The sequence below is a fragment of the Oceanobacillus sp. FSL K6-0127 genome, assembly GCF_037983385.1.
Classification (GTDB): Bacteria; Bacillota; Bacilli; order Bacillales; family Amphibacillaceae; genus Oceanobacillus; species Oceanobacillus profundus.
In genome coordinates this window covers 2,992,302-3,005,025 of the sequence record NZ_CP150287.1, presented here as the reverse complement: position 1 = coordinate 3,005,025, position 12,724 = coordinate 2,992,302, and the positions used below count along the sequence as shown (strand labels likewise).

10 protein-coding genes are annotated in these 12,724 nt (G+C 37.4%); all 10 read left to right on the top strand.

Annotated features, from left to right (window positions below; genetic code table 11):
• Window positions 1-177: 177 nt before the first annotated feature.
• The 10 genes from MHH64_RS14900 (at window position 178) to MHH64_RS14855 (ending at window position 12,449) form a co-directional block, all read left to right on the top strand.
• Entirely contained in the window at window positions 178-2,454 is a 2,277-nt protein-coding gene (locus MHH64_RS14900) for a DNA translocase FtsK (RefSeq protein WP_340001981.1), read from the top strand.
• A 361-nt stretch (window positions 2,455-2,815) separates the two neighbouring features.
• Window positions 2,816-3,541 carry a GntR family transcriptional regulator gene (locus MHH64_RS14895; RefSeq protein WP_095308738.1) on the top strand — a complete coding sequence of 242 codons (726 nt, stop codon included), beginning with the start codon at window positions 2,816-2,818 and terminating at the stop codon, window positions 3,539-3,541.
• 111 nt (window positions 3,542-3,652) lie between these two features.
• Window positions 3,653-4,768, top strand: coding sequence for a BMP family protein (locus tag MHH64_RS14890; protein WP_340001980.1), 1,116 nt, complete (start codon window positions 3,653-3,655; stop codon window positions 4,766-4,768).
• Between the two features lie 337 nt (window positions 4,769-5,105).
• Window positions 5,106-6,644 (top strand): ABC transporter ATP-binding protein, encoded by a 1,539-nt coding sequence (locus MHH64_RS14885; RefSeq protein WP_118888907.1) that lies wholly within the window; start codon window positions 5,106-5,108, stop codon window positions 6,642-6,644.
• Window positions 6,631-7,677: an ABC transporter permease gene (locus MHH64_RS14880; RefSeq protein WP_095308748.1), complete on the top strand. Its 1,047-nt coding sequence runs from the start codon at window positions 6,631-6,633 to the stop codon at window positions 7,675-7,677. Before MHH64_RS14885 ends, MHH64_RS14880 begins: the two co-directional genes overlap by 14 nt.
• Entirely contained in the window at window positions 7,678-8,631 is a 954-nt protein-coding gene (locus MHH64_RS14875; RefSeq protein WP_095308750.1) for an ABC transporter permease, read from the top strand.
• Between the two features lie 135 nt (window positions 8,632-8,766).
• Window positions 8,767-10,056 (top strand): pitrilysin family protein, encoded by a 1,290-nt coding sequence (locus tag MHH64_RS14870; RefSeq protein ID WP_095308752.1) that lies wholly within the window; start codon window positions 8,767-8,769, stop codon window positions 10,054-10,056.
• A complete protein-coding gene (locus tag MHH64_RS14865; protein ID WP_303449795.1) occupies window positions 10,049-11,332 on the top strand; it encodes a pitrilysin family protein in 1,284 nt (427 codons plus the stop codon). The genes MHH64_RS14870 and MHH64_RS14865 overlap by 8 nt, the downstream gene beginning before the upstream one ends.
• Before the next feature lie 15 nt (window positions 11,333-11,347).
• Complete coding sequence (locus tag MHH64_RS14860) at window positions 11,348-12,064, top strand: SDR family oxidoreductase (protein ID WP_118888904.1); 717 nt, start codon at window positions 11,348-11,350, stop codon at window positions 12,062-12,064.
• Window positions 12,065-12,200: 136 nt separating this feature from the next.
• Window positions 12,201-12,449 carry a DUF3243 domain-containing protein gene (locus MHH64_RS14855; RefSeq protein ID WP_095308758.1) on the top strand — a complete coding sequence of 83 codons (249 nt, stop codon included), beginning with the start codon at window positions 12,201-12,203 and terminating at the stop codon, window positions 12,447-12,449.
• Window positions 12,450-12,724 lie beyond the last annotated feature (275 nt).

Sequence of the window (12,724 nt, the reverse complement as noted above, 5' to 3'; positions counted from 1 at the left end):
CTAATATGCGAAGTAGGACTTAGCCTATCTTCTAGAGCGAATATTATATGATAGGAAATAGTCTCCACTGAATGAGGCTCTACTTTTATGGTATAATTAAGTTATTCAGTAAACCCTTGCCATTTTGTTGGTGAGGGTTTACTATTCATATATGTTGGAGTAGATAGAGGTGAAAAAATGGCGAAAAAAAGAAAGCGAAAAAGCACTAAAAAAACGAGGTCTATGCGGTTGGAACTTTTAGGTCTGCTGTTTATCTTTTTATCCATCTTCGGGAGTGGAGCAAGTGCAATAAGCGATGGTGCAATACCTGGATGGATGGAGCATTTCTTCCAATTCTTTCTTGGAATTTGGTATTTTGTTGCATCTGTTTTTCTGTTTATTACTGGTGTTCTGCTACTAGTTAAACGAAAATACCCGAATTTCTGGAGTAGGAAAATGGTAGGTTTTTATATTCTATTTGCTGGTATTCTACTATTGTCACATATACAAACGGTTGAGAGTTTACTAGTAACAGCTGGAAATGTGTCCATTATCGGAACAACTTGGAATAATTTCTTAGACTATGTTAGTGGTGCCGGTACTGTGGTGCAAACGGGCGGAGGAATGATAGGAGCAGTCATTTTTACATTTTGTAATTTTTTATTTTCATTAGCTGGCTCAAAAATCGTTGCTGTTTTTTCTATATTAATTGGTCTTATATTTATTACCGATATATCCGTTGGCGACTTATTTTCTAAACTCTTTTCGAGAATGAAAAAGAGTGCTGAGAATCAGTTTGTCAAATGGAAGGATGTTCGAGCAGCGAAAAAGCCGCAAAAGGAAGAACGGAAACTACAGGACGAAGCGGTTATAGAAACAATACAGCACGAAGAACCAGTAATTAATGATTTTACAGATATTGCCTATGCCGCAGACAATACGGAAAAAGAGCCTGCTCATGAAGCACCAGTAGCAGAAGAAAAAGCGAAAAAGAAAGAAGTGGACGAAGCGGACGACGTTCCGGAAATGGCACTGACAGAAACAGAAAACCCAGAATATATATTGCCATCTCCTAATTTACTGGCTGATCCAGCTCATAATTCACAGCAAAAGGAAAAGTCACAAATACAAGCTACTGTTCGAAAGCTGGAACAAACATTTAAAAGTTTTGGTGTTAAGGCTAGAATTACAAAAGTTCATGTAGGTCCAGCTGTCACAAAATATGAGGTATATCCAGAAGCTGGTGTTAAGGTAAGTAAAATTGTTAGTCTTCACGATGACCTAGCACTTGCACTGGCAGCGAAGGATATACGGATTGAAGCACCAATTCCCGGAAAATCCGCAGTTGGAATCGAAGTGCCGAACCAAGAGATTGCCATGGTATCATTACGAGAAGTGCTCGATAAAACGTGGAATAATAAATCTTCCAAACTACTTTATGCATTAGGTAGAGACATATCTGGTGAGGCTGTAGTAGGGGAATTAAACAAGATGCCCCATCTGTTAATTGCAGGTGCAACTGGTAGCGGGAAAAGTGTTTGCGTTAACGGAATTATTACGAGTATCCTGATGCGTACAAAACCACATGAAGTTAAAATGATGATGATTGATCCAAAGAAAGTAGAATTGAATGTTTATAATGGTATTCCGCATCTATTGGCTCCAGTAGTAACAGATCCTAAAAAGGCATCAAGAGCATTAAAAAAGGTCGTTTCTGAAATGGAAAGAAGATATGATTTATTTTCTGACACCGGGACACGTAATATTGAAGGATATAACGAATATATTCGCAAATATAATGTAGGATCAGATGAAACACAGCCACAACTTCCTTACATTGTAGTTCTCGTAGATGAGCTTGCCGATTTAATGATGGTCGCTTCAAATGATGTGGAAGATTCGATTACCCGATTGGCTCAAATGGCTCGTGCGGCAGGTATTCATTTAATAATTGCCACACAGCGTCCATCGGTTGATGTCATTACTGGTGTGATTAAAGCGAATATCCCGTCACGGATTGCATTTAGTGTTTCTTCTCAAACGGATTCAAGGACGATCCTTGACTCGGGGGGAGCCGAGAAACTGCTTGGTAGGGGGGACATGTTGTTTATGCCCGTAGGCTCCTCTAAACCAACCCGTGTACAGGGTGCATTTTTGTCCGACGAAGAAGTAGAAAGAGTTGTGGACCATTGTATTGAACAGCAAAAAGCTTCTTATCAAGAAGAGATGATTCCAGAGGATACAAATGATGCAGTAGAAGAAGTAGATGATGAATTATATGATGATGCGGTACAAATGATTATTGAAATGCAAAGTGCTAGTGTCTCCATGCTGCAACGAAGGTTCCGAATTGGATATACCCGTGCAGCACGATTGATTGATGCGATGGAAGCACGCGGTATTGTTGGACCGTACGAAGGAAGTAAGCCTAGAACTGTGTTAGTTTCGCAGGTAACGGAGGAAAAAACGATGTAGCGTTCTATTAGTATCAATCCGAACGTCGCTAATCGAGCACTTCTGCTATTGTGTTAGCTTCTAGCAAAAAACCAAAATTGTATAAATAAGTAACCACGTATTTTTTATTAATAAGACAGGTGAAGAGTAAACTCACCTGTCTTATTTTAATAGTGACGAAGAAAACTCTTACCTGCGCGGTCTTCGTTAAAAAACTTGTTGAAAACTAAGTTCCCTTGTCACAATTTGTTGATTTTTTTAAGGAATTTATCCTATTTCTATTTATTTATTTAATTAATAGTGGTAAGATAAATGACGGACAAATAGTCATACGTCAGAGGTCAGATCTCTTGGATTGCAGTTAGAGGAAAGAGGGGATTTTGTGTCGATTAAAACGGATTCAAGGCACCTATATTTACAAGTCATCGACGAAATTACAAAAGATATTGAGAATGGCAAGTATAGAGAAAAAGAAAAGCTGCCATCAGAATATCAATTGTCAAAACAATTAGGCGTTTCAAGAGCTACGTTAAGAGAGGCTCTTCGCATTCTTGAAGAAGACAATGTGGTAACGCGGAGACATGGAGTGGGTACCTTTGTAAATTCGAAACCAATTTTTTCATCAGGTATTGAGGAGCTAAGTAGTGTTACTCAAATGATTGAGCAATCCGGTAAAATTGCTGGTTCACAATATTTGTCTACAGAATTAATTGAAGCAACAGATGAAGATAAAGCAAAATTTTCCCCAGGAAAAGTGAATACTCTGGCTAAAATTGAAAGAGTCCGTACAGCTGATAATAAGCCCGTCGTTTTTTGTATTGATAAGGTACCGGAAAACTTAATACCGTTGGATCGAGTGCATGAAGTAGATTCTATCTTTGAACTTTTAGAAAATTATGCAAGTAAACGAATTGCATACGCAGTTACATACATCGAACCAATCAGCTATCATGACCGAATATACAGTATTTTAGACTGTGTACCAGATCAATCACTTCTATTGCTGAGACAGATTCACTATACAAGCAAAGATGAAGCCATCCTATATTCAGCCAATTATTTTCGTTCAGATGTTTTTAGTTTTCATGTCCTTAGAAAAAGGGTGTGACTTAAAAAACTGAATTTTTAGGAGGTGATGGGTGAAAATAGGAAAGGGTTTGCAGTGATTTTTTGTTCAACTTTAGTTTTACCTATCTCAACTAATTTAGGGGGCATTAAAATGAAGAATCGTAAGTTTATTCTATTGTTTGCTTTATTGCTTAGTTTTGGAATCGTTTTAGCAGCATGTGGAAGCGGTTCAAACGAGGACGATACAACCGCTTCAGACGATAACAATGATAATGCAGATAATACAGCAACTGAAGAAGATTACAGTATCGCAATGGTAACAGACCAGGGTGGAGTAGATGATAAATCATTTAACCAATCTGCATGGGAAGGTATCCAAGCATGGGGAGAAGAGAATGGTCTATCGCAAGGTAACGGATATGACTATGCACAATCCGCTTCAAAAGCAGATTTTATGCCGAACATTACTCGTCTGGTTCGTGATGAGTACAACTTAATCTTTGGTACAGGTTTCCTTTTGAAAGAGGATATTCAAAAAGCAGCAGAACAATTTCCAGAAACGTATTTTGCAATCGTAGATGATATGGTAGAAGCTCCAAATGCAGTAAGTGTTACATTTAAAGAGCATGAAGGTTCTTTCTTAGCTGGTGTTGCAGCTGCTAATAAAACAAATACAAATAAACTAGGATTTGTTGGTGGAATTGATTCACCTCTAATCAAAAAATTTGAAACGGGCTTTATTGCAGGTGTAAAATCTGTAAATCCTGATATTGAAGTTGATGTTCAATATGCTGAAACATTTGACGATGCTGCAAAAGGGAAATTAATTGCATCCAATATGTACAGCAACGATGTTGACGTAATTTACCATGCATCTGGTGGAACTGGAAACGGTGTGTTTAACCAGGCAAAAGATATTAAACAAAATGACCCGGACCGTGAAATTTGGGTGATCGGTGTTGATGCTGACCAGCATGAAGAAGGTAAAATTGGCGACCATAATGTAACATTAACTTCCATGGTTAAACGTGTTGATGTTGCTGTTCAAGATGTTGCTAAAATGCTGCAAGCAGGTGAATTCCCTGGTGGGGAACACTTAGAATTTGGAATTGAAGAAGATGGAATTTCCATTGCTGAAACAAATACAGATGCATATACAGAAGATATCAAAAATGCTGTTAACGAATGGCAAGAAAAGATTCTTAGTGGGGATATAAAAGTACCTCAAACAAGTGAAGAATTGGATTCATTCATTGAAGCACTTTAAGTTTCTGTTCAAAAGGGAGGATAAAAAGGACCGAGAAGTTCGAGGAGGCGTAGTTTTGAGTACCGGGCTTCCCCAGGATGTGGTGACTTCGATGTTCGACACAGGACGTGTCGGTATTTAATCGATGGTCTAGTTCTCGACGTGTCATTTTTACCGGACTTTTTGAACCTCTTTTAATAAATAGTGAAGAAGGCTAATCGCTTTTAGCCTTCTTCAATCATGTTAAGTAAGATCTTCAACTAAAGAGGATTAGAAACAGTAGTCCTTTTTATTTGATGATTTTATAACAACTAACTATGCAGTCAAGATGATGTGGTTAATAAAGGGGTGAAGACCAGTGGAATATGTAATTGAAATGTTGAATATACGTAAGGAGTTTCCTGGAATCGTAGCAAATGATAATATTACAATTCAGCTTAAGCCAGGTGAAATTCATGCACTGTTAGGAGAAAATGGAGCTGGAAAATCCACGTTGATGAATGTTTTATTTGGTTTGTACCAACCAGAGCAAGGAGAAATTCGGGTCAAAGGAAAGAAGGCAAATATTACAAATCCGAATATTGCAAATGATCTTGGTATTGGAATGGTCCATCAGCATTTTATGCTAGTTGAACCATTTACCGTTACACAAAACATTGTTCTTGGTAATGAGCCAACCAAAAAAACAGGTGTTATTAATGTCGAGAAAGCAAGAAAGGACATTAAAGAAATTTCTGACCGGTATGGTCTAAAGGTCGATCCAGATGCAAAGATAAGTGATATTTCAGTCGGAATGCAACAGCGCGTGGAAATTTTAAAGACACTGTATCGTGGTGCAGACGTACTCATCTTTGATGAACCAACTGCAGTATTAACACCTCAAGAAATTAATGAATTAATGGAAATTATGCGTTCACTTATTAAGGAAGGTAAATCTATTATTCTCATAACACACAAACTCAAAGAAATAATGGAAGTCTGTGATAGATGTACAGTTATTCGTAAAGGAAAAGGGATTGGCACTGTTAATGTTGCCCAGACAAATACGAATGAATTAGCATCCCTCATGGTTGGTAGAGAGGTACATTTTAAGACGGAGAAGCAGCAGGCGGAACCGAAAGATACCGTTTTAACAATCGAAAATCTAGTTGTAAAAGATTCAAGAAAAGTAGATTTAGTAAAAGGACTAAACCTTGAATTACGTGGTGGAGAAATAGTCGGGATTGCCGGAGTTGATGGCAATGGGCAGTCAGAACTGATTGAGGCAATAACAGGATTGCGTCAAGCAGTTTCAGGGAGAATTAAGCTTAAAAATAAAAATATTACGAATAAGAGTCCAAGAAAGGTAACAGAAAGTGGAGTTGGTCACATTCCGCAGGACAGACATCGCTTTGGACTTGTATTGGATTATTCCATTGGTGAGAATATCGTTTTGCAAACATACTATAAGAAGCCTTATTCCAAAGCAAAAGTATTGAATTATAAAGCGATCTATGAGAAAGCAGAAAGTATTATTAAAGAATACGATGTTCGTACGCCAAGTGTCTACACAAAGGCCCGAGCGCTGTCTGGAGGGAATCAGCAAAAAGCAATTATTGGCCGAGAAGTGGATCGGTCACCAGATTTATTAATTGCTGCACAGCCAACAAGAGGTCTAGATGTAGGTGCTATTGAGTTTATTCATAAAAAATTGATTGAAGAACGTGACAAAGGAAAAGCAGTTTTATTAATTTCGTTTGAACTAGATGAAATTTTGAATGTTAGTGACCGAATTGCTGTTATGTTTGATGGAAAAATAGTTGCTGAAGTGACGCCAGAAGAAACGACTGAACAAGAGCTTGGTTTGTTGATGGCAGGAAGTCAGGTTAAGGAAGGTGATTCAAATGCCATCCAATAAATTATTTGCGCTGCTCGTCCCAATAGTTTCCGTTTTAATGGGTTTGATTGCTGGTGCAATCATTATGCTAGTATCTGGATTTAGTCCAATTGATGGCTATACTGCATTATGGAATGGTGCATTTGGAGATTCATATACAATCGGTGAAACAATTAGAAGGTCAGCTCCGTACATCCTTACAGGATTATCGATTGCATTCGCATTTCGCACTGGGTTGTTTAATATAGGTGCAGAGGGTCAGGTACTTGTAGGCTGGCTAGCAGCAGTATGGGTAGGTATAACAATTGATGCACCAATGTATATTCATTTGCCGCTTGCTGTTCTTGCTGCAGCTGTTGCTGGTGGATTATGGGCATTTGTCCCAGGTATTTTAAAAGCAAAACTTGGTGTTCATGAAGTAATCGTAACAATCATGATGAATTATATTGCTTTATTTACGACGAATGAAATTATAAGAAAAGTATTAACAAGTGGACAAACAACAACAGATTCGATTGCGCCGTCAGCATCGCTCGCTTCCGAGTGGATGCAAAGTATTACGTTTTATTCCCGTCTTCATTATGGAATTTTAATTGCATTATTTGCGGCAGCTATTATGTGGTTTATTATTCAACGAACAACAATTGGTTATGAACTGAAATCGGTTGGATTTAATCAGCACGCATCACGGTACGCTGGTATGAATGTAAGTAAAAATATTGTATTATCGATGGTTATTGCAGGTATGTTTGCAGGCTTAGCAGGTGCAATGGAGGGACTAGGTACTTACGGAAACATGTCCGTAACGGCAGGATTTTCTAATTTAGGTTTTGATGGAATCGCTGTTGCGCTTCTAGGGGCTAACACTGCGATTGGGGTTGTTTTTGCAGCATTTTTGTTTGGTGCACTAAAAGAGGGTGCAGGGGAAATGCCAACAGGAGCTGGAATTCCAACAGAGCTTGTAGATATTATTATCGCATTAATCATCTTCTTTGTGGCATCAAGTTACATTATTAGATGGGTAATCGTTCGCTTTAAAAAGGAGGGGAAATAAATGATTGAAATATTGCAATCTGTTATCCCTACAGCGTTATTTTATTCAGCTCCTTTAATTTTAACGGCATTAGGCGGCGTTTTTAGTGAACGTTCTGGTGTTGTAAATATTGGTCTTGAAGGTTTAATGGTGATGGGTGCATTTGTAGGAATTGTTTTTAATTTAACTTTTTCGGATGTACTGGGATCCTGGACACCATGGGTTTCCATCCTTGTAGCAATGGTTGTTTCAGCTATATTCTCGATTATTCACGCGGTAGCTTCCGTTTCTTTCCATGCTAGCCAAGTAGTAAGTGGTGTAGCAATTAATATGCTCGCACTAGGTATAGGGGTATATTTAACAAAACAATGGTATGGTAAAGGGCAAACAGATATGGTTGCTCAACCATTTTATACTACAGATATCCCATTACTATCAAAGATTCCAGTTATTGGGTCAATCTTTTTCCAAGGAATTTATATTACATCGTATTTGGCTATTATCTTAGCTTTCGTTGCTTGGTTTGTGCTGTACAAAACACCATTTGGTTTGAGACTGCGTGCAGTGGGAGAACATCCAATGGCAGCTGATACAAATGGAATTAATGTAAGCAGAATGCGTTATATCGCTGTTATTCTTTCTGGGGCGCTTGGAGGATTAGGTGGTTCTGTATTTGCACTAACAATTGCATCCAATTTCTCACATTCTACAATTGTTGGCCAAGGATTTATGGCACTTGCAGCTGTTATATTCGGTAAATGGCACCCTCTTGGAGCCATGGGTGCAGCGTTATTCTTTGGTTTTGCCCAAAGCTTGAGTGTTATCGGATCAAATATTCCGCTTCTGCAGGACGTACCACAAATATTCCTGTTAATCGCTCCATATGTGTTAACAATTCTTGCTTTAGCAGGATTTATTGGGCGAGCAGATGCACCTCGAGCAAATGGAGAGCCATACATTAAAGGTAGCAGATAATTATAGATGCACAATCCTGGACTGACTTGCTTATAATAGCAAGTCAGTTTTTTTTGCCGTATAATGGATGACAAATGGTAAATTTGTGCAAGATATTTGTGGTGATATAAGAATAAGTACTATCGGAGGTTGCCTATGGATACAATTCAAGAAAAGCGCTTGGACGAACAAGGTCTTAAGCTTCATTTTATTCAAACGAAGAAGTTTAAAACGATTAATATCATAGTAAAATTAAAATCAAAATTGGATAAGGAGACGATTACAAAGCGAGCGTTGCTTCCTTATATTCTGAAGCAAGGAACAAAGACTTATCCAGATAGAAGTGCTTTGCAGTTAAAGCTGGATGATTTATATGGTGCAGTATTAACTGCTGATGGTGGTAAAAAGGGAGAAAATCATATTATCTCCGTTCGCCTTGAGTTTGCAAACGAAAAATTTATTCCGGATGCATCAAACGTAATGGATGAAGCAGTTCAATTACTTAGTGAAGTGCTATTTCATCCGAATACAGGTGCAACTGGATTTGATGATGCCGTTTTCAAACGAGAAGTCGGTACATTAAAGCAAAAAATAAGTGCAATACAAGATGATAAAATGAGTTACGCTAATATGCGACTTATTGATGAGATGTGTAAGGAAGAAGCGTATCAATTACACGTACATGGTTATGAAGAAGATTTAAACAACCTAACCAATGATGATCTGTTCAACTATTATCAGCACATGCTTGAACAAGATGAGATGGATATTTATGTTCTTGGAGATTTTGTTGAGGAAAAAGTAAAGCATTTAATCATGGATACGATGCAAAGGACGGAGCAGCAGGGTACAAAAGAAGCTGATCCAGCAGCTAAAAATTCGGTGATTGAGCAGAATGAAATAATCGAAAAGCAAAAAGTTCAACAAGCAAAATTGCATATTGGTTTTCGTACGAATACGACATACCAAGATGAAGCTTATTTTGCCTTGCAGGTTTTTAATGGATTGTTCGGCGGTTTTCCGAGCTCAAAATTATTTATTAATGTTAGAGAAAAAAATAGTCTTGCCTACTATGCATCATCAAGATTAGAAAGTCATAAAGGACTGTTGTTTGTTTTTAGTGGCATTGCGCCAGACGACTTTGAAAAAGCAAGGGATATTATTCGTTTGCAAGTGCAAGCAATGAAGGACGGCGACTTTACAGAGCAAGAACTAAATGAGACAAAAGATTTAATTGTTAATCAGTTAAAGGAAACAATGGATCATCCACAAGGTTTAATCGAAATACTGTACCAGCAAGTTATTGGAAATCGCCAAATGACACCAACAGAATTGCTTGAAGGCATTCAGAATGTCACGAAAGACGAGGTCGTTCATGTGGCCAGCAAAATAGAAGAGGATACTGTGTACCTATTAACGAGTGAAGGAGGAGAACAAGGTGAATAAAGAAACCTATGAAAGTATTGGAGAGACACTTTATTCAGAAAAACTGGATAATGGCTTGACCGTGTTCTTATTACCTAAACCAGAAATGACAAAATCATTTGGCATTTTTTCCACGAATTATGGATCGATTGACCAAACCTTTGTCCCTTTAGGAGAATCTGCTGAAGTTACCGTACCAGAGGGGGTAGCACATTTTTTAGAGCATAAGCTTTTTGAAAAAGAAGACAGAGATGTTTTTGCTGATTTTGGAAAACAAGGAGCATCGCCAAATGCCTATACATCATTCACAAAGACTGCTTATTTATTTTCAGCTACAAGCCAAATCGAGAAAAATGTAGAAACATTAATCGACTTTGTTCAGGATCCATACTTTTCTGATCAATCAGTGGAAAAGGAAAAGGGGATTATCGCACAGGAGATTAAAATGTATGATGATCAACCAGATTGGCAGGCATTTATGGGAACAATTAAAAGTATGTTTCAGAATCATCCCGTAAAAATTGATATTGCAGGAACGGTAGATTCCATTACTTCTATTACAAAAGATGATCTATATACGTGCTACCATACGTTTTATCATCCGGAAAATATGACATTATTTGTTGTAGGTAATTTTGAAGTAGAGCGGATGATGGAAATGATTACATCAAATCAAAAGAATAAATCTTTTGAGAAGATGGCTGAGTTGAAGCGCGATTTTCCTGAGGAGCCCAAGGAAGTTGCGATGAAAGAAAATACGATTCATATGCCTGTATCCATTCCAAAGTGTACAATTGGGATAAAAGACTCTAATTCCGAATTGGAAAAAGAGGAATTTTTAAGAAAAGATCTATTAAGCGGTATGATTTTAAGTCATTTCTTTTCTACTGGTGGAGATTTTTATCAGGAATTGTATAAAGCAGATCTGATCGATGACAGCTTTTATTTTGAAACAAATCTTGAGAGGAATTTTGGGTATTCAATGATTGGTGGTAATACAGCTAAGCCAGAAGAATTTGCTGCTAAAATAAAAGAGCAATTATTATCAACAAAAAATTATGCGTTAACGGTTGAAGTGTTTGAACGAATGAAGAAGAAAAAAATCGGTCAATTGCTGCGTGCAATGAATTCTCTTGAGTTTATTGCAAATAAATATATCCAATACCATACAATGGGAATTAATTTGTTTGAAATTATTCCTGCAATTCAGGCGCTATCATTGGATGATGCACAGGCCTTTTTAAATGAGTGGATTGCTGAGGAACGTTTAGCCGTTTGTACGATAAGTGCATCATAAGGACAAGGAGAGACAATGGGGAAAAATATATTAATTATCGGAGCAAGCGGTGATATTGGCTACGCAATTGCAGAACGTCTAGCTCAAGATGGGTATCAATTATTGTTACATTATCATAAAAATAGATCTGGCATTGATCTGCTACGGAAACGATTAGCTAATGAGTCAGTGCTTGCTGTGATCCAAGCTGATTTAAGTAATCAAGATGAAATTAAGCATTTCCTAACGAAGCTAGTACTCCCGGTTGATGGAATTATCTTTGCAGGTGGTATTGCCTATTACGGATTATTGCAACATACTTCTGAAGAGGCTATGGATGCGATGTTAGCATTACATGTGAAAGCACCTTGGATGATTACCAAACATCTCTTGCCTCCAATGATAACGAGCAGAAAAGGGAATATCATCATGATTACATCGATATGGGGGAATGTTGGTGCTAGTTACGAAGTCATCTATTCGTCTGTTAAAGGTGCACAAAATAGCTTTGTAAAAGCCTTGGCGAAGGAAGTAGCGCCTTCTGGTATTTCTGTTAATGGGATAAGTCCAGGTTATATTGAAACGAAAATGAATAGTCATTTATCGGAGGAAGAAAGGCAAGCTATTATTGATGAAATTCCGATGAGTCGAGCCGGGCTGCCCAGTGAGATAGCTCATACTGTTAGTTTTTTGCTGGATGATCGATCAACTTATATTCAGGGAGAAATTATTAATATGAACGGAGGCTGGTAGAGCTGTTTTTATATGATGCTCAAATATCAACCGACAGAATGTTATACTTTTGATCTTATTGTTTGTGCTTTGCTTGTATAAATTATGCCAACCTTCATATACTATGCAAGATATTATGAATGGAGGAGGCTCATCAATGTCAGTATTAGATAATTTTGATACATGGAAAGGTTTTTTAGCTAATCGAATTCAGCAAGCGCAGCAGCAAGGAATGGATCAGCAAACGATGTCAACGGTTGCTGCTGAGGTAGGCGATTATCTAGCCCAAAGTGTTGAAGCTAAAAACAGCGAAGAAGCAGTTCTAAAAGAACTATGGAACGCTGCATCTGAGCAAGAACAGCAAGCCATTGCAAATATAATGATTAAGCTTGTCCAAAAACAGTAATAGTAAGAGTTGCAAACGTTATATTATAAAAAGCTATATAGACTTCTATATGGCTTTTTTGTGTATAAGCTAAAAATTATATGAAAACTATGGTAATTGCTATTTAGAAAAAATGAAAATAATGTTATATTACTTATAGAGGTTGGAAAGTTTAAACCACTGTGGTATATCATGCTAAAAAGTTTTAACAGTATCATTATTGTGGAATATTAGTAATAAACTATTAAAGCGAGCTATCAATTGCTTAATATAAATAAAGTATGTAAAATAAAGGG